This window comes from Kitasatospora sp. NPDC057518 (assembly GCF_042802075.1).
GTDB lineage: Bacteria > Actinomycetota > Actinomycetes > Streptomycetales > Streptomycetaceae > Kitasatospora.
The window spans coordinates 25,246-51,381 of record NZ_JBHVEU010000007.1 but is presented as its reverse complement, the minus strand read 5'-3'; the positions used below and the strand labels follow the sequence as shown (position 1 = coordinate 51,381).

Annotated in this window: 8 protein-coding genes and 1 riboswitch; of the genes, 1 reads left to right on the top strand and 7 read right to left on the bottom strand. The window is 74.8% G+C overall.

Annotated elements, in window-relative coordinates; translation table 11 throughout:
- Positions 1 to 49 precede the first annotated feature (49 nt).
- Positions 50 to 763, bottom strand: coding sequence for an IclR family transcriptional regulator (locus ACFU7Z_RS01590; RefSeq protein ID WP_049657219.1), 714 nt, complete (start codon positions 761 to 763; stop codon positions 50 to 52).
- 202 nt (positions 764 to 965) lie between these two features.
- A riboswitch (SAM riboswitch) is annotated at positions 966 to 1,107 on the bottom strand.
- 85 nt (positions 1,108 to 1,192) lie between these two features.
- Positions 1,193 to 2,326 (bottom strand): hypothetical protein, encoded by a 1,134-nt coding sequence (locus ACFU7Z_RS01585; RefSeq protein WP_380775248.1) that lies wholly within the window; start codon positions 2,324 to 2,326, stop codon positions 1,193 to 1,195.
- Positions 2,327 to 2,668: 342 nt separating this feature from the next.
- Here ACFU7Z_RS01585 and ACFU7Z_RS01580 point away from each other — a divergent pair, with 342 nt between their 5' ends.
- Positions 2,669 to 5,905 carry a BTAD domain-containing putative transcriptional regulator gene (locus ACFU7Z_RS01580; protein ID WP_380775246.1) on the top strand — a complete coding sequence of 1,079 codons (3,237 nt, stop codon included), beginning with the start codon at positions 2,669 to 2,671 and terminating at the stop codon, positions 5,903 to 5,905.
- Between the two features lie 107 nt (positions 5,906 to 6,012).
- Here ACFU7Z_RS01580 and ACFU7Z_RS01575 read toward each other — a convergent pair whose 3' ends face one another.
- The 5 genes from ACFU7Z_RS01575 to ACFU7Z_RS01555 all read right to left on the bottom strand — a co-directional run bounded on the left by ACFU7Z_RS01575 (position 6,013) and on the right by ACFU7Z_RS01555 (position 26,131).
- Positions 6,013 to 6,237 carry a hypothetical protein gene (locus ACFU7Z_RS01575; RefSeq protein WP_380775244.1) on the bottom strand — a complete coding sequence of 75 codons (225 nt, stop codon included), beginning with the start codon at positions 6,235 to 6,237 and terminating at the stop codon, positions 6,013 to 6,015.
- A 157-nt stretch (positions 6,238 to 6,394) separates the two neighbouring features.
- On the bottom strand, positions 6,395 to 7,207 hold the full coding sequence (ddaH, locus tag ACFU7Z_RS01570) for a dimethylargininase (RefSeq protein ID WP_049650865.1): 813 nt from the start codon (positions 7,205 to 7,207) through the stop codon (positions 6,395 to 6,397).
- 82 nt (positions 7,208 to 7,289) lie between these two features.
- Positions 7,290 to 8,585: an MFS transporter gene (locus ACFU7Z_RS01565; RefSeq protein WP_049650866.1), complete on the bottom strand. Its 1,296-nt coding sequence runs from the start codon at positions 8,583 to 8,585 to the stop codon at positions 7,290 to 7,292.
- Positions 8,586 to 8,591: 6 nt separating this feature from the next.
- Complete coding sequence (locus ACFU7Z_RS01560; RefSeq protein ID WP_380775242.1) at positions 8,592 to 25,085, bottom strand: amino acid adenylation domain-containing protein; 16,494 nt, start codon at positions 25,083 to 25,085, stop codon at positions 8,592 to 8,594.
- Positions 25,086 to 25,144: 59 nt separating this feature from the next.
- Entirely contained in the window at positions 25,145 to 26,131 is a 987-nt protein-coding gene (locus ACFU7Z_RS01555; protein ID WP_074006474.1) for a TauD/TfdA family dioxygenase, read from the bottom strand.
- Positions 26,132 to 26,136: the final 5 nt, after the last annotated feature.

Below are 26,136 nucleotides of genomic sequence, written 5' to 3'. Positions count from 1 at the left end.
GAACCAGGGAACCCCGGAACCTCGGAATCCGAGAGCATCGGAACCCCCGTCAGGGCTGCCGCAGGGCCTCGGTGAGCCGGTGGGCCGCCTCGACGACGGCCTGGGAGAGCTGGGCGCCGGGGTGCCGGCTGAGCCGTTCGATCGGCCCGGAGACCGTGACGGCGGCCACCACCCGGTTGGACTGGCCGCGGACGGGCGCGGCCACGGAGGCGACCCCGACCTCGCGCTCGCCGACCGACTGGGCCCAGCCGCGGCGCCGCACGCCGCTCAGCGCGGTGGCGGTGAAGCGGGCCCCCTGCAGGCCGCGGTGGAGGCGCTCGGGCTCCTCCCAGGCGAGCAGGATCTGGGCGGCGGAGCCGACCTTCATGGGGAGGGTGACCCCCACCGGAACGGTGTCGCGCAGGCCGGTGAGCCGCTCGGCGGCGGCCACGCAGATCCGGACCTCGCCCTGCCGCCGGTAGAGCTGGGCGCTCTCGCCGGTGGCGTCCCGCAGCTGGGCGAGGACCGAGCCGGCCGCGGCCAGCAGCCGGTCCTCGCCGGCGGCCGCCGAGAGCTCGCCGAGGCGGGGGCCGAGCATGAACCGGCCCTGAACGTCCCGGCTGACCAGGCGGTGGTGTTCGAGTGCGACGGCCAGCCGGTGGGCGGTGGGCCGCGCCATGCCGGTGGCCGCGACGAGGCCGCCCAGGGTGGCGGGCCCGGCCTCCAGGGTGCCGAGGATCGAGGTGACCTTGTCGAGCACGCCGACGCCGCTCGTGTTCTCCATGGGATGGGTACTCCAGTCTCAAGGCCCGGGAGCAGCGGGTCCGCGCTGCTCACGGCGGCTCCTGGCGGGGAGCCGGGGGGTGTGGTCAGCGAGGACAGGCCGGAGAAGTCGGCCGATTGCCTGCGCCGGGCACGAGACGGGTACGCGAAAGGACCGGGGCGGGAAGCGCCCGGGCGAAGGACAGCACAGAGAGCACCGTGTCTCCTCATCTTTCCCGCGCCACAGTGGCGACAGGCCGGAGTTGGCACTGCCCCCGCCAACACGGCGCGTACTTCGGACGCCGGGTCGAACGGGGAGTTGCCGGGGCTTCGTAGGGCCGGTCCCTCCACCCCTCTGGATGATTCGCCAGGAACGATACAAGACATCCGGGGCGGGTCGGCAAGTCCCCCCGCCCTCGACCCGCCCTCGGCCACGCCCCGCGGGGCCGGCTCAGCGGTGGCGCGGCCCCGACAGGCCGGTGCACGGGGCCCCGTCCGGGCTGCCGGGCAGGGTCGCGTCCCAGGCGTGCAGGGCGGCGAGGGCGGCGGTGCGCTCGCGGTCCGTCGGCCGGGTGCCCTCGGGGCCGAGCAGGTAGTCGGCGACCGGGGTGAGCAGCAGGGTGGCGTCGCCGGCCGGGAGCAGCAGCGCCTCGTCCCACTGGTGCCGGATGACGGTGCGGCGCAGCAGCGTGCCGTGGCGCGGCGAGGTGCCGTGGCACGGCGGGGTGCCGGCAGAGGTCCGGCGGCGGAGTTCGGGGGCGACCTCGGCCTCCAGGACGGTGCGGACGTCCCGCAGGGCGCCGAGCGGCACGTGCTCGGCGGCGAGGTCGAGGAGGGCGGCGGCCTCCGGGGCGAGCCGGTAGGCGGCGACCACCGCGGCGGTCTCGACGGGCTCGAAGGGCTGCCCGGCGAGCCTGGCCACGTCGATCACGTCGCCCGCGAGGAAGGTGCGCCCGAGCCCCTCCTCGGCGAGGGCGATCAGGCATTCGACGTGGTCGTCGGCGGCCAAGTAGGGGCGGACCGGGACGGTGGCGAGGTCGCCGGGGAGCGCGGCGGTCGCGACCCGCACCTGGTACCACGGGTCGAGCAGCGGGTCCCCGGCCGGCCAGCGCAGGGTGACGGCGGTGTGCCGGGGGCGCTCGCCGAGCAGGGTGACCTCCACGGACTCCACCGGGTGGTCGGTGACCAGCCGGTTGACGGCCTGCCAGAGCGAGGCCTCGGTGGGGCTGACGAGGCTGAGCTCGGCCAGCGGCCGGGGCAGGTCGGGCGGGTAGTAGCCGGCCAGCGGCAGGTCGCGGATCGGGCGGACCCCGGTGGCGTCGGCGAGGTCGCGGGCGACCCGGGCGTAACACTCGACCCGGTCGCGGGCGCGCCGCAGCTCGTCCCGGGCGTGCGCGCCCATCCGGACGTCCTCCCGGGCGAGCGCGGCGAGCACCAGGTACGGGAGGTGGCGCTCGCCGCGGGCGCGGTGGAGCAGTTCGACGGGTCCGTCGGCCGGGTCGACGTCGAGCAGGCGGTGGAGCAGGTCGGTGTCCAGGCCGCCGTGCCGGTCCGTGACCCGGTCGGTGCTCAGGTCCGTGCTCAAGTCCGTGCTCGACGCCGTACTCGGTTCCGCGTTCGGATCCGCTTTCCGGCCGGTGCTCAGGTCGCTGTTCCGGTCCGTGTTCATGGGCGTCCGCCTCCGAGAGCCGTGGGGGTCGCCGGTCGGCGGCCGGGCGACCGGGGACGTGGCGGGTCCGGCGGTGAGGGGCCGGGCCGACTGCGGGCGCCACATCACCGATTGTGGCGACGGCCGATCAACACCGGATCACCACCGGGTCGACGATCTCTCGACATCCCGCCAGGTCCCGTGGGTTGATAGGGACTCACCAATTCGGGGGTGGCACGTGCGGGCGGGGGCGAGCACATGAAGCGGGCAGGTGCAGGAATGGATGATTTCCGGTTCTCGGTGCTGGGCTTGATGCGGGCGCAGCGCGGCGCGACCGTACTGAAGGTGGGCAGCCCCCAGCAGCAGGCGATGCTGGCGGTGCTGCTGCTCCGGCCCGGCCACGGCGCGAGCGCCACCGACCTGATCGACGCCCTGTGGGGCGAGGAGCCGCCGGGCACCGCGATGACGACGGTGCGCACCTACGCCTGGCGGTGGCGCAAGGTCCTGCACGGCGAGGCGCCGGACGCGCCGACCGTGCTGACCTCGGTCGGGGACGGCTACCGGCTGGTGCTGCCCAAGCACGCGGTGGACGCGGCGCAGGCGGAGGAGCTGGCGGCGCAGGCCGAGCGCACGGCGGCCGCCGGGGAGCCGCAGCAGGCGCGCGACCTGCTGAACCAGGCCCTGGAGCTGTGGCAGGGCGAGCCGCTGGCCGGCATCCCCGGGCCGTTCGCGCAGCGGCAGCGCCAGCGGCTCCAGGAGCTGCGGCTGACCCTGCTGGAGGAGCGGATCGCCCTGGACCTGGCGCTGGGGCGCTACTCCCGGTGCATCCCGGAGCTGACCTCGCTGACCACCGAGCACCCGCTGCACGAGCGGGCGTACGGGCTGCTGATGCGGGCGCTGTACCAGGCCGGGCGGCAGGCGGACGCGCTGGCGGTGTTCCGGGGCGCGCGTCAGCTGTTCCTGGCCGAACTGGGGGTGGCGCCCGGGGCGGAGCTGGACCTGCTGCACCAGCGGATCCTGGAGGGGGACCCGTCGCTCGCCGCCCCGGCACCCTCCGTCGCGCTCGTCCCCGCCGCGCTCGTCCCGGGCCCGGCCGCCGCCGGTCCGGCGGAGCCGGCCGCGCCCGGGGCCGAGGCACCGGACCCGCCCGTCGGCCCGTCGGCGCCGAACGCTCCCGCCGCCGCACCGGCCGGGAACACCGCCCCGGCCGGGAGCAGCACACCGACCCCCAGACCGGCCCAACTGCCGCCCGACGCGGCCGACTTCACCGGCCGATCGGTCCTGGTCGAACGGCTGGGCAAGGCTCTCGGCGGGGTGCACGGAGGGGCGCATGGAGGGGCGCCCGACAGAAACCCCGGCGCACCGGGCCAGCAGGCGCTGGTGATCGCGACCGTGGTCGGCATGGGCGGGGTCGGCAAGACCGCGCTGGCCCTGCACGTCGCCCACCGGGTGCGCGAGGCCTACCCGGACGGGCAGCTCTACGTCGACCTGCGGGGCGCCGACGCCACCCCGGCCGATCCGGAGGCGGTGCTCAGCGGCTTCCTGGTGGCGCTCGGCGTGCCCGCCGACGCGGTGCCGGAGGGGCTGGACGCCCGCTCGGCGCTGTTCCGCTCGGCGGTGGACGGCCGGCGGCTGCTGCTGGTGCTCGACAACGTCCACGACACCGCGCAGATCAGACCGCTGCTGCCGGGTGCGGTCGGCTGCGCCGTGCTCACCACCAGCCGGACCCGGCTGTCCGGCCTGCCCGCGACCGTCCAGGCCGACCTCGGCGTCTTCGAGCCCGAGGAGGCGCTCGAACTGCTGGGCCGCACCATCGGCGCCGAGCGGCTGGCCGCCGAGGCGCAGGCCGCCCGGGAGCTGCTGCTCGTCTGCGGCCACCTCCCGCTCGCGGTCCGGATCGTGGCGGCCCGGCTGGCGGCCCGGCCGAGCTGGACGGTGCAGACGCTGGGCCGCCGGCTGGCGGTCGAGCGGCGGCGGATCGACGAGCTGCGGATCGGCGACCTGGAGGTGGCGGCGGCCTTCGAACTGAGCTACCGCCAGTTGACGCCCGCCCAGGCCCGGGCGTTCCGGCTGGCCGCCTCGGTGGACGGGCCGGACCTCGGGCTGCAGGCCGCGGCCGCCCTGCTGGACCTGGACGAGTACGACGCCGAGGACCTGCTGGAGGCCCTGGTGGACGTGGCGATGATGGAGTCGCCCTTCCCCGGCCGCTACCGCTTCCACGACCTGCTGCGCGCGTTCGCCCGGCGCCGTCCGGACGATCCCGGCGCGGCCGTGGCGGCCCGCGACCGGATGCTGGACCACCTGCTGGCCACCGCGTGCTCGGCCTTCCAGCACGCCGTCCCCGGGGATCCGGCGGCCGGCGCGCTCGGGCCGGCCCGTAGCGCGGGTGTCCCGCTGGACGGGCCGGACGGGGCGCGGGCCTGGGCCGAGGCGGAGGGTTCCGGGGCGATCGCGCTGGCCGCGCAGGTGGCGGGCTGGAGCGTCGCGGACGACACCGACAGCCCGACCGGCGGGCCTTCCGACAGCCCGGCACCGGACCCCTCCGACGGACCGACCACGGACCCGCTGCGCGCCGCGATCGACCTGCTGATCGCGCTCACGCCGTTCGTCCTCGCCCCGCCCAGCCGCCAGCTGGCCACCACCGCGGAGGCCCTGGCCGCCGCCGCGGTCCACCGCGCCGACCACCGGGCAGCTGGTCGGGCGCACTTCCTGCGCGGCAACGTCGCCCTGGCCGCCACCCGGCTGGAGGAGGCGGAGGAGGCCTCCCGGCTGGCGGTGGCCGCCTCCCGCGCGGCGGGCGACACGGTGATCCTGCGCCAGGCGCTGAACGACCTCGGCCTGGTCTGCCAGTTCCTCAGCCGCTACGACGAGGCCGTCGGGCACTACGACGAGGCGCTGCTGCTGGCCCGCGAACTCGGCCACCGCTCCGGGGCGCTGGTGACGACGGTGAACGCGGCGCTGGCCCGGGTGCGCAGCGGGCGGGCCGCCGAGGCGGTGCCGATCTGCCACGAGGCGCTGGCCGAGCTGCGGACCCGGAACGACGATCCGGGCCGGGCGTACACGCTGTACGTGCTGGGGCTGGCGCTGCACGGGCTGGGGCGGCACGAGGAGGCGGTCACCTGGTTCGGCGAGTGCCTGGCGGTGGCCTCGGCGTCCGGTCTGCGGGCCCGGGCCGGGCACGCCCGCTACCGGATGGCGGACAGTCTGCGTTCGCTCGGCCGGACGGAGGAGGCGCTGGAGCACGCCGGGCAGGCGCTGGAGCTGTGCGAGGAGCTGGGTGCCGAACGGGACCAGGGCCACGCGCTGCTGGTGCTGGGCCGGACGCTGGCCGACCTCGGGCGGGAGGCCGAGGCGTACGGACGGCTGCGGGAGGCGCACCGGATCTTCGTCCGGCTGGGGCTGCCGGAGGCGGCGGAGGTGCCGGGGCTGCTGCCCCGGGCCGAGGGTCCGGATCCGTCGACCCCGTCGGGCCGGGCGGTCCGGCGGGCCGCCGACCGGCTCTCCTCGGGCTGCTGAGGAATCGATCCTGCTGACGGTTCCGGTGCGTTCAGGAACTGGTACGCAGGAACTGGTGCGCAGGAACCGGTGTGCTCAGGAGCCGATGTGTTCAGGAACCGGTGTGCTCAGGAACCGGTGCTGTTCCAGTCGCCGGTGCCACCGGTCGGGGTGGGCGTCGGGGTGGGTGTCGGCGTCGCGCCGCCGCCGCTCACCACCGTCGCCACCCCGGCGTCGGCCGCCGCCCCGGCGACCGTCACCGAGAGGCCGGCGCCCAGGGCGACGGTCACCCCGAGGCCGACCGTGAACAGCCGGAGGCGGGTGCGGATGGTGGTGGCCGGACGCTGCGTCATCTCTGGTACTCCTCGGCTCGCTTCCCTGCTGGGAAGGGGTTCCGTCGTGGTGTGGCACCAGTCTGGCCGGGAGCGTTCAACGGTCGATCTACAGTCGAGCACCGGTGATCACCAATGATCACCGGTGCTCGGTGGGCCGCCCGCTCAGGCCACCCGCTCAGGCCGTCGCGCGGATCTCCAGGGTGCAGCACTTCACGCTGCCGCCGCCCTTGAGCAGCTCGCTGAGGTCCATCCCGATCGGCCGGAAGCCGCGCTCGCGCAGTCGCGAGGCCAGTCCCACGGCCGCCTCCGGCAGCACCACGTGCAGGCCGTCGCTGATCGCGTTGAGGCCGAACACCTCCGCGTCGGCCCGGTCCGCCAGCAGCGCGTCCGGGAACAGCCGCCGCAGCACCGCACGGCTGCCGGCCGAGAAGGCCTCCGGGTTGTACATGATCTCGTCGCCGTCCAGCACGGCGAGGGCGGTGTCCAGGTGGTAGAAGCGCGGGTCGACCAGCTCCAGGCCGACCACCGGGCGGCCGAAGAACTCCTGCGCCTCCGCGTGTCCGTCGGCCACGCTGCGGAAGCCCCGCCCGGCCAGCACGTAGCTCGCGGTCGTCAGCAGGTCCCCCTCGCCCTCGTTGACGTACTCCGGGTCGCGGGTCTCGAAGCCCCGGGCGCGGAACCACTCCAGGTAGGCCGGGCCCTCGGCGGCCCGCTCGGTGTTGCGGAAGCGCGCCCCGAGCACCCTGCCGTCCACCACGGTGGCGCCGTTGGCCGCGTAGACCATGTCGGGCAGGCCGGGCAGCGGGTCGATCAGGTCGACCCGGTGGCCGAGCTCACCGTACAGGGCGTGCAGCCGCTCCCACTGGGCGACGGCCAGGTCGGTGTCCACCGGCTTCGCCGGGTCCATCCAGGGGTTGATCGCGTAGGTGACGTCGAAGTGGGTCGGACGGCACATCAGGTAGTGGCGCGGGCGGGCGGTGCGGGCCATCGGAAGCTCCTCGGAAGTCGGGTACGGGCGGCAGGGGCGGTACGGCGATACGGGCAGTACGGGCAGTAGGGGCGGGGGCCGGTCAGGCGGTGGGGGCCGGCGGCCGGGTCGGGAAGTCGCGCAGGCCTCGCAGCGGGCTGGCCAGCAGCACCGCGCCCGCCGACAGCAGCACGCCCGCCATCAGCCAGATCGTGCTGCGGGCGCCGATCGCCTCGCCGAGGTAGCCGCCGAGCAGGGCGCCCACCGGGATCGCGCTGTAGTTGAGGGTCGCGGAGCTGGCCCGGATCCGGCCGATCATCGCGGGCGGGCAGTAGCCCTGGGAGAAGCTGCCGGCGAGGACGTTGCCCGCCACCACCCCGCAGACCGCGACCGCCCAGGCGAGCGCGCTGACCACCAGCGGCAGCCGGTCGCCCGCCAACGGCAGCAGCAGGATGAAGGGCGCGACCACCAGTTCGCAGACCAGCAGCCCACGGGCGCTGCCCAGCTTGCGGGCGACCCGTCCGGCCAGCATCGCGCCGGCCAGTCCGCCGACGCTCACCAGCGCGAACACCCCGCCCACCGCGCCCGGTTCGAGCCCCACACTGCGCACCAGGAAGACCGTCTGCACCGCCTGGATGCCGTTCAGCCCCAGGTTGCCGACCGCCGCGAAGCAGGCGAACGTGCGCAGGTACGGGTCGCGCAGCAGGAACCGGACGCCCTCGCCGATCTCGCGCGGGATGCCGCGCCGCTCGGACACCGGCGGGGGGCGCTCCTCCGTCCTGATCCGCCGCAGGAACACCGCCGACACCAGGTAGGTGAGCGAGTCCGCGAACATCCCGCTGGCGGCGCCGAACGCCTGGGAGAGCAGACCGGCCGCGCCCGGGCCGGCGATCTCGGCCGCCGAGGCGCCGGAGCGCAGCTTGACGTTGGCCTCCAGCAGGTCGGCCTTGCCGACCAGGGTGGGCAGCACCGCGCCGTAGGCGGTGGAGAAGAACACCTTCACCGCCCCGGTCAGCAGGGCCACCACCACCAGGTGGGCCAGCGAGAGAACCCCCAGCCAACTGGCCACCGGCACGCTGCCGAAGAGGAGGAGCAGCAGCAGGTCGCAGACCAGCATCACCCGCAGCCGGGGCCAGCGGTCCACCCAGGCGCCGGCCAGCAGGCCGAGGAACAGCCAGGGCAGCCAGGCGGCCGCGTTGATCACGCCCACCGCGAGGGGGCTGGCGCCCAGGGTGACCACGGCCACCAGGGACAGCGCCACGCTCCCGACGGCCGTACCGAAGTTGCTGGTGGTCTCACCGATCCAGAGCCGGCGGAAGTCCCCGTGGGCCCACAGGCCCCACCTGCTGCGCGGCCGGTCCGGCGGTGCCGGTGACTCGATCGGGACGGTGGTGGTCATCGCGGCTCACGCTCCGGACTTCTCGGTGTTCTGGGACTTCTCGGCGTTGTCGGTGGTGCCGGCGTTGTCGGTGGTGCCTGCGTTGTCGGTGGTGCCGGCGCTCTCGGGCCGCAGCTTGTCGGCGAGGACGGCGGCGATCCGGGCGAGCGGCTCCGGCCGGGCCAGGTCGCCGTGGCCGAACGGCAGCCGGTGGCCCTCGATCAGCCCGTCCAGGTGAGGCCGCCAGGCCTCCTCGTACGGCCAGTCGGCCGGCTTGCCGAGGGTGGCGCCGAAGAAGACGGCATCGCCCCGGTAGTGCTGGGGCTGGTGTTCGGCCATCAGTTTGCGGTGCCGGTCGAACACCTCGGGCAGGACGTGCGCGGCCTCGCCGAGCACCGCCGCCAGATCGGCCTGGCCGCTGCCGTCCGCCGGGTCGTAGCCCAGCGAGCGCAGCAACTCGTCCACCGTGTCGGCGGGTTCGGACGGCGGGGCGGCATCGGTGCGGACCGCCGGGCCGCCGTCCAGCAGGGCCAGCAGCCCGACCGGCGCGCCCTCGGCCTGGAGCCGGACGGCCATCTCCTGGGCGACTACCGCACCGAAGGACCAGCCCAGCAGGTGGTACGGGCCGGACGGGTGGACGGCGCGGATCTGCCGTACGTAGTCCTCGGCGATCTCGGCGACGCTGGCCGGCGCCCCGCCGCGCAGGCCGCGGGCCTGGAGGCCGTACACCGGCTGCCCCGGGTCGAGGTGGCGCAGCAGCCCGGAGTAGACCCAGCTGATGCCGGCCGCCGGGTGGACGCAGAACAGCGGGGGCCGGTCGCCGCCGGTGCGCAGGGGCAGCAGCACGTCCAGGGCGTCGGCCGCCGGGCCCTGGTCGAGCCGGCCGTCCAGCCCGGCCACCGTGGGCGCCTCGAACAGCGCCCGCATGCCGAGATCGACACCGAGGGCGGTGCGGACGCGCGAGAGCAGTTTCATGGCGAGCAGGGAGTGCCCGCCCAGATCGAAGAAGTCGTCGTCGATGCCGACGCGCTCCAGGCCGAGGGTTTCGGCGAACAGGGTGCAGAGCAGCTGCTCGCGCGGGGTACGGGCCGGGCGGCCGGCCGGGTGGGCGGCGAACTCCGGTGCGGGCAGGGCGCGGTGGTCGACCTTCCCGCTGCCGGTCAGTGGCAGGGTGGGCAGCGCGACGAAGGCGGCGGGCACCATGTGGGCGGGCAGCCGCTCGGCGGTGAAGGCCCGCAGGCCGGCCGGGTCGAGCGGGCGGTCGGTGACCAGGTAGGCGACCAGTCGGGTGCCGCTGTCGTCCGGCCGGACGACGGCCGCGGCGACCTCGGGGTGAGTCGTCAACACCTGCTCGATCTCGCCGAGTTCGATCCGGAAGCCGCGGATCTTCACCTGGTCGTCGGTCCGGCCGAGGTACTCCAGCTCGCCGTCACGGGCGCGGCGCACCAGGTCCCCGGTGCGGTACATCCGCTCACCCGCGACGAACGGGCTGGCGACGAAGCGCTCGGCGGTCAGGGCGGGCCGGTTGAGGTAGCCCCGGGCCAGTCCGGCGCCCGCCAGGTACAGCTCCCCGGGGATGCCGACGGGCACCGGGTTCAGGTGCTCGTCCAGCACGTACCCGGCGGTCCCCGCGACAGCCCGGCCGAGCACCGGCCGGTCCGAGCCGTCGAGCGGCTGCTCCAGCGCCTCCACGGTGGACTCGGTCGGACCGTACAGGTTGTACGCCCGAAGCCCCGGGGTCTCCCGCAACCGCGTCCACAGCGCCTGGCCGACGGCCTCGCCGCCCACCAGCACGACGCCCGGCGCAGGCGCCTCCAGCAGGCCCTCCTCGACGAGTTGGGCCACGAAGGACGGGGTGGCGTTCACCACGTCGATGCCGTGCGAACCGAGGTGGCGGACCAGCGCGGCCGCGTCGAGGCGCAGGTCCTCGCCGATCAGGTGCAGTTCATGCCCGACCACCATCCACAGCAGGCCCTCCCAGGAGGCGTCGAAGCAGAGCGAGGCCGTCAGCGCGAACTTCCGGTTCTCCTCCCCCGCCATCATGCCCGCCCGATGGCCGGCCAGCAGGGCGGCGAGGCTGCCATGCGAGACCACCACACCCTTCGGGCGGCCGGTGGAACCGGAGGTGTAGATCACGTACGCCGCGTCCGCCCCGTCCAGGACGGGCCTGGTGAACTCCGCCGGTCCGGGCACGTCCGTGACGTCCAACACCGGGAGTTCTGCCAGCAGTTCGGGCAGCGGCCACCGGTCGTCGGTCAGCACCAGCGCGGGCCCGGCGTCCGCCAGGGTGTAGGCCGTGCGCTCCGCCGGATACCCGGCGTCCAGCGGCAGGTACACCCCGCCCGCCTTCAGCACCGCGAGCAGCCCGACCACGGACTCCACCGAGCGCGGCAGCGCCAACGCCACCACCGCACCGGGCGTCACCCCGGCACCGACCAGCCGACCCGCGAGCCGTCCGGCCCGTGCGTCCAACTCCCGGTACGTCAGCACCTCTTCACCGCACACCAACGCCACCGCCTCCGGCGTGGCCGCCACCTGCTCCTCGAACACCGCCGGAAGCAGCGGCACCTCCGAAGCCAACGGCCGCGCAGCACCGAGCAGTTCGGCCCGCTCCTCCGGACTCACCAACGGCAGTGCCCCGATCCGGGTGTCCGGCCGCTCGACGGCCGCCGTCAGCAGGCCGGCGAAGTGGCGGACCATCGCCTCGGCCGTCTCCCGGTCGAAGAGGTCCGTCGCGAAGTCGAGCACGCACTCCAGACCGGCCGGTGCGCCGTCCGGACCGAAGGACTCGCCGATGCCGACACTCAGGTCGAACTTGGCGACCGCGCGACCGGACGGCTCCACGGAGACGTCCAGCCCGGCCGCGTCCAGCGGCGCCGTGTCGCCACCGCCCTGAAGGACCAGCATCACCTGGAACAGCGGATGCCGGGCCAGCGAACGAGCCGGATTGAGCTCCTCGACCAGACGCTCGAACGGCACGTCCTGATGGGCATGGGCATCGAGCTGGGTCTCCCGGACCCGGCCCAACAGCTCCGTGAAACTCGGATTGCCCGACGTATCCGTGCGCAGCACCAGGGTGTTGACGAAGAAGCCGACCAGCTGGTCCACCGCCTCGTCCGAGCGCCCCGCCGTCACCGAACCGATCGGGATGTCCGTCCCGGCGCCGAGCCGGGTGAGCAGGGCGGCGAGCGCCGCCTGCGCGGTCATGAACATCGTCACCCGCTGCTCGCGCGCCAACGTCACCAGCGCACGGTGCAGTTCGGCACCCAACGGAAGCACCACCCGGTCACCCCGGTGGCTGGCCACGGCACCCCGCGGACGGTCCGCCGGCAGCGCCAGCTCCTCCGGAAGATCGGCCAGCGCCTCGCGCCAGTAGCCGAGTTGGCGTGCCATCGGGCCGTCCTGGTCCGCTTCGTCGAGCAGCTCGCGCTGCCAGAGCGCGTAGTCGGCGTACTGGACGGGCAGCGGCGCCCACCCGGGCACGGTACCCGCCGTCCGCGCCGCGTAGGCGGCGGCGAGGTCCCGCAGCAGCGGCCCCATCGACCACCCGTCACCGGCGATGTGGTGCAGCACCAGCACCAGCAGGTACTCGGCCTGCCCGGCCGGGATCAGGTGGGCCCGGATCGGCAGGTCGGCGGCCAGGTCGAACGGGCGCCCGGTGCAGGCCTCCGGCACGGTGCCCTCGGGCAGCAGCTCGACGGGCACCCGGGCCGCCCAGGCCGGCAGGACGCGCTGGTACGGGGTGCCGTCCTCCTCCTCGATCAGCGTGCGCAGGACCTCGTGCCGGGCGACCAGGTCGCCCAGGGCCGAGCCGAGGGCGTCGGCGTCCAGCTCACCCGCCACGCGGAGCACCAGCGGCAGGTTGTACACCGCGCTCGGCCCCTCCATCCGGTCGATCAGCCAGAGCCGCTGCTGCGCGAAGGACAGCGGCACCCGCTCCGGCCGCTCGGCGTGAGCGGTCAGCGCGAGACGCTCCGCCCCCGAACCCAGGCGGGCCGCCAGCCCGGCCGGCGTCGGCGCCTCGAACACGTCCCGGACGGCCAACTCGGCGGCCAGCGTCGAGCGCACCCGACTGAGCAACCGGGTCGCGAGCAGTGAGTGCCCGCCCAGCGCGAAGAAGTCGTCCTCCACCCCGATCACGTCCAGGCCGAGCACCTCCGCGAACAGACCGCACAGGATCTCCTCCTGCGGCGTACGGGCCGCCCGGCCACCGGCCGGCGCGAATGCTGCCAGGTCGGGTTCGGGCAGGGCACGGTGGTCGACCTTGCCGCTGCCGGTCAGCGGCAGGGCATCGAGCGTCACCACTGCGGCCGGGACCATGTAGCCGGGCAGCGACTCGGCCGTGAACCGGCGCAGTGCGCCGCCGAGTTCGGAGGTGGAAGCCTCGGCCACCGCGCAGTAGGCGATCAGCCGACGGTCCCCGTCCTCGCTCTCCCGAACGGTCACCACGGCCTGACGGACAGCCGGATGGGCCGCCAACACCGCCTCGATCTCACCGAGTTCGATCCGGAAACCACGGATCTTCACCTGGTCGTCGGTCCGGCCCAGGTACTCCAGCTCACCGTCACGGGCACGACGCACCAGGTCACCGGTGCGGTACATCCGCTCACCCGACACAAACGGGCTGGCGACGAACCGCTCCGCCGTGAGCGCGGCGCGGCCCAGGTACCCCCGGGCCAGTCCGGCGCCCGCCAGGTACAGCTCCCCGGGGATGCCGACCGGCGCCGGGTTCAGGTGCTCGTCCAGCACGTACCCGACGGTCCCGGCGACGGCCCGGCCGAGCACCGGCCGGTCCGAACCGTCGAGCGGCTGCTCCAGCGCCTCCACGGTGGACTCCGTCGGCCCGTACAGGTTGTACGCCCGCAGTCCCGGGGTCTCCCGCAGCCGCGTCCACAGTGCCTGGCCGACGGCCTCACCACCCACCAGCACGACGCTCGGCGCCGGCGCCTCCAGCAGGCCCTCCTCGACCAGTTGGACCAGGAAGGACGGCGTGGCGTTCACCACGTCGATCGCCGACTCGCGCACATGGCGGACCAGTTGCCCGGCGTCCCGGCGGACCTCGTCGTCGATCAGGTGCAGCTCATGCCCGACCACCATCCAGAGCAGGCCCTCCCAGGAGGCGTCGAAGCAGAGCGAGGCCGTCAGCGCGAACTTCCGGTTCTCCTCCCCCGCCATCATGCCCGCCCGGTGGCCGGCCAGCAGAGCGGCGAGACTGCCGTGCGAGACCACCACACCCTTCGGACGGCCGGTCGAGCCGGAGGTGTAGATCACGTACGCCGCGTCCGCTGCGCCCAGAGCAATCAGGGGACCCTGTGCCGATCCCGGCGCGTCCGTGACGTCCAACACCGGGAGTTCTGCCAGCAGTTCGGGCAGCGGCCACCGGCCGTCGGTCAGCACGAGAACGGGCTCGGCATCCGCCAGGGTGTAGGCCGTGCGCTCCGCCGGGTACCCGGCGTCCAGCGGCAGGTAGACCCCGCCGGCCTTGAGCACCGCGAGCAGCCCGACCACCGACTCCACCGAACGCGGCAAGGCGATCGCCACCACCGCCCCCGGCGTCACCCCGGCACCGACCAGCCGACCCGCGAGCCGTCCGGCCCGTGCGTCCAACTCCCGGTACGTCAGCACCTCTTCGCCGCACACCAGCGCCACCGCCTCCGGCGTGGCCGCCACCTGCTCCTCGAACACCGCCGAAAGCAGCGGCACCTCCGAAGCCAACGGCCGCGCAGCACCGAGCAGTTCGGCCCGCTCCTCCGGGGACAGCAGCTCCGCCCTGCCGATCGGCAGGTCCGGACCGGCCGCGACGGCGGCCAGCAGCCGGCCGAACCGGACGGCGATCGCCTCGACCGTCTCGCGGTCGAACAGGTCCGTCGCGAAGTCGACCACGCACTCCAGACCGGCCGGCGCGCCGTCCGGACCGAAGGACTCACCGATACCGACACTCAGGTCGAACTTGGCGACCGCACGACCGGACGGCTCGACCGAGACGTCCAGCCCGGTCGCGTCCAGCGGCGCCGTGTCACCGCCGCCCTGAAGGACCAGCATCACCTGGAAGAGCGGGTGCCGGGCCAGCGAGCGAGTCGGGTTGAGCTCCTCGACCAGGCGCTCGAACGGCACGTCCTGATGGGCATGGGCATCGAGCTGGGTCTCCCGGACCCGGGCCAGCAGCTCCGTGAAGCTCGGATTGCCCGACGTGTCGGTCCGCAGCACCAGCGTGTTGACGAAGAAGCCGACCAGCTGGTCCACCGCCTCGTCCGAACGCCCCGCCGTCACCGAACCGATCGGGATGTCCGTCCCGGCACCGAGCCGGGTGAGCAGGGCGGCGAGCGCCGCCTGCGCGGCCATGAACATCGTCACCCGCTGCTCACGCGCCAACGTCACCAGCGCACGGTGCAGTTCGGCACCCAACGGAAGCACCACCCGGCCGCCCTGGTGACTGGCGACGGCACCCCGCGGACGGTCCGCCGGCAGCGCCAGCTCCTCCGGAAGATCGGCCAGCGCCTCGCGCCAGTAGCCGAGTTGGCGGGAGATGAGGCTCTCCTCGTCGGCCTCGTCGCCGAGCAGGTCGCGCTGCCAGAGCGCGTAGTCGGCGTACTGGACGGGCAGCGGCGCCCACCCGGGCACCGTGCCCGCCGTCCGCGCCGCATAGGCGGCGGCGAGGTCCCGCAGCAGCGGACCCATCGACCACCCGTCACCGGCGATGTGGTGCAGCACCAGGACCAGCACGTGATCTTCCGAGGAGACCCGCAACAGCAGGGCGCGCACCGGGAGTTCGGCCGCCAGGTCGAAGGGCCGGCGGGAGGCCGCGTCGACGGACTCGCCGATCTCCTCGGCCGGGCAGTCCCGGACCTCGAAGGGCACCGGTGCCGCCCCGACCGGCAGGATCAGCTGGTGCGGTTCACCGTCGGTCTCCACCACCAGCGTGCGCAGGACCTCGTGCCGGGCAACCAGGTCGCCCAGGGCCGAGCCGAGGGCGTCGGCGTCCAGCTCGCCCGCCACGCGGAGCACCAGCGGCAGGTTGTACACCGCGCTGGGCCCCTCCATCCGGTCGATCAGCCAGAGCCGCTGCTGGGCGAAGGAGAGCGGCACCCGCTCCGGCCGCTCGGCATGGGCGGTCAGCGCGAGACGCTCCGCCCCCGAACCCAGGCGGGCCGCCAGCCCGGCGGGCGTCGGCGCCTCGAAGACGTCCCGGACCGCCAGCTCGGCAGCCAGCGTCGAGCGCACCCGGCTGAGCAACCGGGTCGCCAGCAACGAGTGCCCGCCCAGCGCGAAGAAGTCGTCCTCCACCCCGACCACGTCCAGGCCGAGCACCTCCGCGAACAGACCGCACAGGATCTCCTCCTGCGGCGTACGGGCCGCCCGGCCGCCGGCCAGCGCGGCGAAGTCGGGGGCCGGGAGCGCGGCGCGGTCCAGCTTGCCGTTGGCGGTCAGCGGCAGGGCATCGAGCGTCACCACTGCGGCCGGGACCATGTAGCCGGGCAGCGACTCGGCCGTGAACCGGCGCAGCGCGCTACCGAGCTCGGGGCCGGCGTCCTCGGCCACCGCGCAGTAGGCGATCAGCCGACGGTCCCCGTCCTCGCTCTCCCGAACGGTCACCACGGCCTGACGGACAGCCGGGTGGGCCGCCAACACCGCCTCGATCTCACCGAGTTCGATCCGGAAGCCACGGATCTTCACCTGGTCGTCGGTCCGGCCCAGGTACTCCAGCTCACCGTCACGGGCACGGCGCACCAGGTCACCGGTACGGTACATCCGCTCACCCGCGACGAACGGGCTGGCGACGAACCGCTCCGCCGTCAGCGCGGCGCGTCCCAGGTACCCGCGGGCCAGTCCGGCACCCGCCAGGTACAACTCGCCCGCCACCCCACGCGGGACCAGGTTCAGGTGCTCGTCCAGCACGTACCCGGCCGTCCCCGCGACGGCCCGGCCGAGCACCGGCCGGTCCACGCCGTCAAGCGGCCGGGTGAGGGCGTGCACGGTGGACTCGGTCGGGCCGTACATGGTGTGGCCTGCGGTCAGCGGAGCCGCGCACAGCCTGGTCCACAGGCCCTGCCCGATGGCCTCGCCACCGAGCAGCAGCAGCTTCGGCGCCGGCTCCTCCAGCAGCCCCTCCTCGACCAACTGCTCGGCGTACGACGGAGTGACGTGCAGCGCGTCCAGCCCGACCTCGCGGACGTGGCGGACCAGCTGCCGGGCGTCCCGGCGCACCTCGTCACCGATCAGGTGCAGTTCGTGCCCGGCGACCATCCACAGCACCACCTCCAACGAGGCGTCGAAGCAGAGCGAAGCCGTCAACGCCACCCGCAGCCTGCCGTGCGCCGCCTCCGCGTCCGCGACCAACGTCGCCCGGTGGCCGGCCAGCAGGGCGGCGATGCTCCCGTGCGAGACCACCACACCCTTCGGACGACCGGTCGAGCCGGAGGTGTGGATCACGTACGCCGCGTCCGCCCCGCCCAGGACGGGCCTGGTGAACTCCACCGGTCCGGGAACGTCCGTGACGTCCAACACCGGCAGCTCGGCCAGCACCTCGGGCAGCGGCCAGCGGCTGTCCGTCAGCACCAGCGCGGGCAGTGCGTCCGCCAGGATGTGCCCGGTACGCTCCGCCGGGTACTCGGCGTCCAGCGGCAGGTACACCCCGCCCGCCTTGAGCACCGCGAGCAGCCCGACCACCGACTCCACCGAGCGCGGCAAGGCGATCGCCACCATCGCGCCCGGCGTCACCCCGGCACCGACCAGCCGACCCGCAAGCCGTCCGGCCCGCGCATCCAACTCCCGGTACGTCAGCACCTCCTCACCGCACACCAGCGCCACCGCCTCCGGCGTGGCCACCGCCTGCTCCTCGAACACCGCCGGAAGAAGCGGCACCTCCGAAGCCAACGGCGTGGCACCGCCGAGCAGTTCGGCCAGCTCCGCCGGGCTCACCAGCGGCAGCGCCCCGATCCGGGTGTCCGGCCGCTCGACGGCCGCCGCCAGCAGGCCGGCGAAGTGGCGGACGATCGCCTCGGCCGTCTCCTGGTCGAACAGGTCCGTCGCGTAGTCGAGCGCGAAGTCGATCCCGGCGGGCTCACCGTCCGGGCCGAAGAGCTCCTGGGCGGTCACGTTGAGGTCGAACTTGGCGACCCCGGTGGCGGCCGGCAGCACCCCGTTCCACAGGCCGGACGAGGAGGCGTCGGCCTGCTCGTTGTTCTGGAGCACCATCGCGACCTGGAAGAGCGGGTGCCGGGCCAGCGAGCGGGTCGGGTTGAGCTCCTCGACCAGGCGCTCGAACGGCACGTCCTGGTGGGCGTAGGCGCCGAGGTCGGTCTCCCGGACCCGGGCCAGCAGCTCGGTGAAGCTCGGGTTGCCCGAGGTGTCGGTGCGCAGCACCAGGGTGTTGACGAAGAAGCCGACCAGTTCGTCCAGCGCCTCGTCGGAGCGCCCGGCGACCACGGAGCCGATCGGCACGTCGGTGCCCGCGCCGAGCCGGGTGAGCAGGGCGGCGAAGGCGGCCTGGATGGCCATGAACATCGTCACCCGCTGCTCGCGCGCCAGGGTCCGCAGCGCACGGTGGAGTTCGACGTCGAGCAGCTGTGCCACCCGGTCGCCCTGGTGGCTGGCGGCGGCGCCCCTGGGGCGGTCCGCCGGGAGCGCCAGCTCCTCCGGCATTCCGGCCAGGGTCTGGTTCCAGTAGGCGAGTTGGCGGGAGAAGAGGCTCTCCTCGTCGGCCTCGTCGCCGAGCAGGTCGCGCTGCCAGAGCGCGTAGTCGGCGTACTGGACGGGCAGCGGCGCCTGTCGCGGCGCGGTTCCGGCCGTCCGCGCCGCGTAGGCGGCGGCGAGGTCGCGCACCAGCTTGCGGGTCGACCAGCCGTCGCTCGCGATGTGGTGCAGCACCAGGACCAGCACGTGTTCCTCGGCGTCGACCCGCAACAGCAGGGCGCGCACCGGGAGTTCGGCCGCCAGGTCGAAGGGCCGGCGGGAGGCCGCGTCGACGGACTCGCCGACCTCCTCCGCCGGGCAGTCCCGGACCTCGAAGGGCACCGAGGCCGCCCCGGCCGGCAGGATCAGCTGGTGCGGTTCGCCGTCGGTCTCCACCATCAGGGTGCGCAGGACCTCGTGCCGGGCGACCAGGTCGCCGAGGGCGCGTTCCAGCGCCGCCTGGTCCAGCTCGCCGGTCAGGCGCAGCGCCAGCGGCGAGTTGTAGAGGGCGCTCGGCCCCTCGATCCGGTCGATCAGCCAGAGCCGCTGCTGGGCGAAGGAGAGCGGCACCCGCTCCGGCCGCTCGACGTAGGCGGTCAGCGCGAGACGCTCCGCCCCCGATCCGAGGCAGGCGGCGAGCCCGGCCGGTGTCGGCGCCTCGAAGACGTCCCGGATGCCGAGTTCCGCGCCCAGCGTCGCGCGGACCCGGCTGAGCAGCCGGATGGCGAGCAGCGAGTGGCCGCCGAGCTCGAAGAAGTCGTCGTCGGCGCCGACCACGTCGAGGCCGAGCACCTCGCGGAACAGGCCGCAGAGGATCTCCTCCTGCGGGGTGCGGGCGGCCCGGCCGCCGGCCAGCGCGGCGAAGTCGGGGGCCGGGAGCGCGGCGCGGTCCAGCTTGCCGTTGGCGGTCAGCGGCAGGGCGTCGAGCTCCACGAAGGCGGCCGGGACCATGTAGCCGGGCAGCGACTCGGCGGCGAAGGAGCGCAGGGCGGCCGCGTCGAGGGGGCCGTCGGCGACCAGGTAGGCGACCAGGCGCCGGCCGCTGTCGTCGGGCAGCACGGCGGCCTGGCGCACGGCCGGGTGGCCGGCCAGCACGGCCTCGATCTCGCCGGGTTCGATCCGGAAGCCGCGGATCTTCACCTGGTTGTCGGTGCGGCCGAGGTACTCCAGCTCACCGTCCCGGGCGCGGCGCACCAGGTCCCCGGTACGGTACATCCGCTCACCCGCGACGAACGGGCTGGCGACGAACCGCTCCGCCGTGAGAGCGGACTGGCCCAGGTACCCGCGGGCCAGTCCGGCGCCGGCCAGGTAGAGCTCCCCGGGGACGCCGACCGGCGCCTGGTTCAGGTGCTCGTCCAGCACGTACCCGGTGGTCCCGGCGACGGTCTGGCCGAGCACCGGCCGGTCCGCACCGTCGAACGGCCGGGTGAGGGCGTGCACGGTCGACTCGGTCGGCCCGTACATGGTGTGGCCGGCGGTCAGCGGAGCCGCGCACAGCCTCGTCCACAGGCCCTGCCCGATCGCCTCGCCACCGAGCAGCAGCAGCTTCGGCGCGGGCTCCTCCAGCAGCCCCTCCTCGACCAGTTGCTCGGCGTACGACGGAGTGACGTGCAGCGCGTCCAGCCCGACCGCGTGGACGTGGCGGACCAGCTGCCGGGCGTCCCGGCGCACCTCGTCACCGATCAGGTGCAGCTCGTGCCCGGCGACCATCCACAGCACGACCTCCATCGAGGCGTCGAAGCAGAGCGAAGCCGTCAACGCGACCCGCAGCCTGCCGTGCGCCGCCTCCGCGTCCGCGACCAGCGTCGCGCGGTGGCCGGCCAGCAGGGCGGCGATGCTGCCGTGCGAGACCACCACACCCTTGGGCCGGCCCGTCGAGCCGGACGTGTGGATCACGTACGCCGCGTCCGACCCGCCCAGGACAGGCCTGGTGAACTCCACCGGACCCGGCGCGTCGGTGACGTCCAACACCTGGAATTCGGCGAGCAGTTCGGGCAGCGGCCAGCGGCCGTCGGTCAGCACCAGCGCGGGCCCGGCGTTCGTCAGGGTGTAGGCGGTGCGGTCCGCCGGGTACTCGGCGTCCAGCGGTAGGTACACCCCGCCGGCCTTGAGCACCGCGAGCAGCCCGACCACGGACTCCACCGAGCGCGGCAGCGCCAGCGCCACCATCGCGCCCGGCGTCACCCCCGCACCGACCAGCCGGCCCGCGAGCCGGGAGGCCCGCGCGTCCAACTCCCGGTACGTCAGCACCTCGTCACCGCACACCAGCGCCACCGCCTCCGGCGTGGCCGCCGCCTGCTCCTCGAACACCGCCGGAAGCAGCGGCACCTCCGATGCCAACGGCCCTGCGGAGTGGCGGAGTTCGGCCGCCCCGCCCGCGGGCGTCAGCCCGGCCGCCGCGACGCTGAGCTCCGGGTCGGCGGCGGCCTGCCGCAGGATCAGGGCCAGTACGTCGGCCAGCCGCTGCGCGGTCTCCGGGTCGAACAGGTCGGTGGCGTACTCCAGCCCGCCCGCGAGCCCGTCCGGGGTGCCGTCGGCGCGGTGGCGCTCGGTCAGCGCCAGCTTGAGGTCGAACTTGGCGGTGCCGTACTCCACCGGCTCCTCGGTGGCCGTCACGCCGGGGAAGGCGGGGCCGCCCTCGGCGGCGGCGGCGAAGGTCAGCATCACCTGGAACAGCGGGTGCCGGGCCAGCGAGCGGACCGGGTTGAACTCCTCGACCAGGCGCTCGAACGGCGTGTCCTGGTGCTCGTACGCGGCGAGGTCGGTCTCCCGGACGCGGCGCAGCAGTTCGGCGAAGCTCGGCCGGCCGGAGAGGTCGGTGCGCAGCACCAGGGTGTTGGCGAAGTAGCCGACCAGGTCGGTGGCGGCCTCGTCGAGGCGCCCGGCCACCGGGGTGCCGATCGGCAGGTCGGTGCCGGCGCCGAAGCGGTGCAGCAGGGTGGCGTAGGCGGCTTGGAGGACCATGAAGAGCGTCGCGCCGTGCTCGGCGGCGAGGTCGGCGAGCCGGGCGTGCAGGTCCGCGTCGAGCTCCAGCGGGACGACGGCGCCGCGGTGGCTGGCGACCGGCGGCCGGGGGCGGTCCGCGGGCAGTGCCAGCTCCTCCGGCAGACCGGCCAACGCCTCGCGCCAGTGGGCGAGTTGGCGGGCGGCCAGGCTCTGCGGGTCGTCCTCGTCGCCGAGCAGGTCGTGCTGCCACAGCGCGTGGTCGGCGTACTGGACGGGCAGCGGCTCCCAGTCGGGGGCGTGGCCGCCCTGGCGGGCCCGGTAGGCGTCGGTGAGGTCGCGGTAGAGCGGGCCGAGCGAGGCGCCGTCCCCGGCGATGTGGTGCAGGACCAGGACCAGGACGTGCTCGTCCGGGCCCTCGGGCCGCAGGTAGGCGTGCACGGGCAGGTCGGCGGCGAGGTCGAAGCCGTGCCGGGCGAGTTCGTCCACCGGGCGGTCGGTGGTGGTGAGCAGCGGGGCCACGGGCCCGTCCAGGATGCGCTGGTACGGGGTGCCGTCGTGCTCGGCGAAGACGGTGCGCAGCGCCTCGTGCCGCCGGACGGTGTCGCCGAGGGCGTCCGCCAGGGCGGCGGGGTCGAGCGGGCCGCGCAGCCGCAGGGCGAGGGTGATGTTGTAGGTGGCGGTGGGGCCCTCGGCCTGGGCGAGGAACCAGAGGCGGCGCTGGGCGAAGGAGAGCGGCACCCGCTCGGGCCGGACGGCGGGCCGCAGTGCCGGGCGGGCCTGGGCGGGGGCGCCGGCGGCGCGCTCGGCGATCCGCTCGGCGAGCCCGGCGACGGTGGGCGCCTGGAAGAGGTCGCCGATGGCGAGTTCGACGCCGAGTTCGGTGCGCGCCCGGCCGACCAGGCGGGTGGCGAGCAGGGAGTGGCCGCCGAGGGCGAAGAAGTCGTCGTCGATGGTGATGTCGTCGATGCCGAGGAGTTCGCCGTAGAGCTCGCAGAGCACCCGTTCGCGCTCGTCGCGGGGGGCGCGCCCGGTGTCGTCGGCGGCGAGGTCGGGGGCGGGCAGGGCGCGGCGGTCGACCTTGCCGTTGGCGTTGAGCGGCAGGGCGTCCAGCAGGACGGCCGCGGCGGGGACCATGTAGCCGGGCAGTACGGTGCCGGCGAAGGCGCGCAGCCCGTCCGGGGTGAGCCCGGGCTCGGCGGTGCAGTAGGCGACCAGCCGCAGGTCGCCGGGGCGGTCCTCGCGGGCGATCACGATGACCTGGCGGACGGCGGGGTGGCGGGACAGCGCCGCCTCGATCTCGCCGAGCTCGATCCGGAAGCCGCGCAGCTTGACCTGGCCGTCGATCCGGCCGAGGAACTCCACGGCGCCGTCGGCGCGCCGGCGGACCAGGTCCCCGGTGCGGTACATCCGCTCGCCCGGCAGGTACGGGCAGGCGACGAAGCGTTCGGCGGTCAGGCCGGGCCGGTTGAGGTAGCCGCGGGCCAGACCGGCGCCGGCGAGGTACAGCTCGCCGGGGACGCCGGGCGGCACGGGGCGCAGCCGGGCGTCCAGGACGTAGCCGCGCATGTTGTCCAGCGGGCCGCCGATCGGCACCCGGGGGCCGTCGAGGTCGGCGGCGGCGAGCGGGTGGTGGGTGGCGAAGGTGGTGGTCTCGGTGGGCCCGTAGACGTGGGCGAGCAGCAGGTCGGGGCAGGCGTCCAGGACGCGCCGCAGCAGGGTGCCGGAGGCGGCCTCACCGCCGGTGCAGACGACGCGCAGGGCGGCGAAGGTCTCCGGGGCCTGCTCGGCAACGAGGTCGAACAGGGCCTTGGTGAGGAAGACGGCGGTGACGCCGTGGCGGACGGTGACGGCGTGCAGGGCGGTGGCGTCGAGGGCGCCGGGCGGGGCGACCACGACGGTGCCGCCGGCCAGCAGGGGCGTCCAGATCTCGTAGGTGGCGGCGTCGAAGGCGTGCGGGGAGTGCAGCAGGACGCGCTGGTGGCGGCCGTCCTGCCAGCGCCGGTCGGCGGCGAGGTCGACGACGTCGCGGTGGCGCACGGCCACGCCCTTGGGGCGGCCGGTGGAGCCGGAGGTGTACATCACGTAGGCGAGCCGGTCCGGGTGGACGGGCAGGGCGGGGCGGTGGTCGGGGGCGCCGGCCTCGTCGCCGGGGCGGACCACGGCGGCGCCGTGCGGGAAGCCGGGGTCCGCGCGGTCGGTGAGCAGGACGGGGGCGCCGGTGTCGGCGAGCACGTCGGCCATCCGCTCGGGCGGCAGGCCGGGGTGCATGGGGACGTAGCAGCCGCCGGCCTTGAGGACGGCGAGGGTGGCGACGACGACGTCGGCGGAGCGCTCCATCAGCATCGCGACGGGGGTCTCGGGGCCGACGCCGAGGGCGGTCAGGTGGTGGGCGAGGCGGTTGGCGCGGGCGTCGAGTGCGGCGTAGTCGAGGGTGCCGCCGTCGTGGACGAGGGCGGTGGCGTGCGGGGTGCGGTCGGCCTGGCGCTCGAAGGACTCGGCGAGGGTGCCGCTCCACCGGGGCGTGTCGGTGGCGTTCCACTCGGTGAGGACGCGGGTGCGCTCCTCGGGGGCGAGCAGCTCCAGGGTGCCGATGGGGGCGTGGGGGTCGGCGGCGGCGCCGGCCAGCAGCCGGCCGAGCCGCTCGGCGAGGGCGGTGACGGTGGCGCGGTCGTAGAGGTCGGCGGCGTACTCGATCGAGCCGGTGAGCCCGGCGGGGGCACCGTCGGGGCCGTGCTGTTCGGCGATGCCGATGTTGAGGTCGAACTTGGCGACCCGCAGGCCGATCGGTTCGGGGGCGGACTCCAGCCCGGGCAGGGCGAGTTCGGCGTCCTGGCCGTGGTTCTGGAGCACCAGCAGGGTCTGGAACAGCGGGTGGCGGCCGAGCGCGCGGGGCGGGTTGAGCTCCTCGACGAGGCGCTCGAAGGGGAGGTCCTGGTTCGCGAAGGCGTCGAGCTGGGCCTCCCGGACCCGGCCGAGCAGCTCGGCGAAGCCCGGGTCGCCGGAGGTGTCCGCTCTCAGGACCAGGGAGTTGACGAAGAAGCCGACCAGGTCGTCCAGGGCCTCGTCGGCGCGTCCGGCGAGGCCGGTGCCGAGCGGGATGTCGGTGCCGGCGCCGAGCCGGGTGAACAGGGCGGCCAGACCGGCCTGGAGGACGGTGAACAGGGTGGTGCGGTGGGTGTGGGCGAGGTCGAGCAGGGCGGTGTGCAGGCCGGCGTCCCAGGCGAGGTCGACGGAGTCGGCGGCGCCGGTGGGGGCGGGCGGCCGGGGGCGGTCCGTCGGCAGTTCCAGTTCCTCCGGCAGACCGGCCAACGCCTCGCGCCAGTGGGCGAGTTGGCGGGCGAGCAGGCTCTCGGGGTCGTGCTCGTCGCCGAGCAGGTCGCGCTGCCAGAGCGCGTAGTCGGCGTACTGGATCGGCAGCGGCTCCCAGTCGGGGGCGCCGCCGGCCAGCCGGGCCCGGTAGGCCTCGGCGAGGTCGCGCAGCAGCGGGCCGAGCGACCAGCCGTCGCCGGCGATGTGGTGGAGCACCACGAGCAGCACGTGCTCGGTCGGGGAGAGGGTGAACACCGTGACCCGGATGGGCAGTTCGCGGCTCAGGTCGAAGGTCTCGGCGGCCGCGGCGTCCCGGCGGGCCGGGTAGTCGGCCGGTGCGCAGTCCTCGGCCAGGAAGCGCGGTCGCGCCTCCTCGGCCGGCAGGATCCGCTGCACCGGGACTCCCCCGGCCACCGGGAACACCGTGCGCAGGGCCTCGTGCCGGGCGACCACGTCCGCCGTCGCGGCACGCAGCGCGGCGGTGTCGAGCGCGCCGCGCAGGCGCAGGGCGAACGGCAGGTTGTACAGCGCGGTCGGCCCCTCGATCTGGTCGATCAGCCAGAGCCGCTGTTGGGCGTACGAAACCGGGATCACGGTGCTTCCTCTACTCGGGTCTACTGACGGCACGGGCTGGTCGAGGGGACGGACGGCGGTCAGACGGTGAGCCCCGCGGTGGGCCGGCAGTCCTGGATCTCCAGGGGCTGCCCCATCGAGACGGCGATCTTGCGCCCGCCCCGGTACGGGTCCCGGCCGTGGGCGCAGAGCACGTTGTCGACCAGCATCACGTCGCCGACCTGCCAGCGCTCCCGCACGGTGGCGGCGTGGTAGGCCTCGTTGAGGGCGTCGACGTCGGCGCGCTCCAGCGGCTCGCCGTCGCCGAAGCCGGTGTTGAACGGCAGTCCGTCCGGCCCGAACTCCTCGGTCATCGCCTCCCGGATGTCCGGGTCGAGCGACCACGCGTTCCAGAAGGCGAGGTGGTTGAACCAGACCTGCTCGCCGGTCCGCGGGTGGCGGATGGTGCCGGGGCGCACCTGGGTGGTGCGCAGGTTGCCGTCCGCCAGCCACTCGCAGCTGATGCCGTTCTCCTTGCAGTAGGCCTCGACCTCGGCGCGGTCCTCGGTGGCGAAGGCGGTGCGCCAGCCGAGCGAGATGTAGTCCGAGTAGTTGCGGGTGAGCGTCCAGCCGTTGGTCCGCATCCGCTCCACCAGGTGGGCGGGCAGCTGCGCGAGCACCTGGCGGCAGTCCGCGGTGGGGGTGGCCCCGCCCTCGTCGGGGGCGGTCAGGCAGGCGAAGAGCAGCCGGCCGGGGAAGGTCAGGGTGTAGCTGTTCTCGTTGTGCATCCGGATCGGCTGGACCGGCGGCAGGTCGGTGGACGAGTAGACGCCGTTGCCGTAGTCGCTGCGCGGGGTGGCCTTCTCCCGGTAGGGGGTGCGCTCGGGGATGAGGACGTCGCGCACGGCGGCGACGTCCTCGGTGCCGGTGACCGGCAGGCCGCGCAGGAAGATGGTGCCGTACCGGTGCAGGGCGTCGGTGAGCGCGCTCTCGTTCTCGCGCAGCCACTCGCAGGCCTCGCCCATGTCCGCGGTGCGCGGCGCGTGGGCGAGGGCCGGGCGGCCGGGGTTCAGTTCCCAGGTCGGCATGGCGG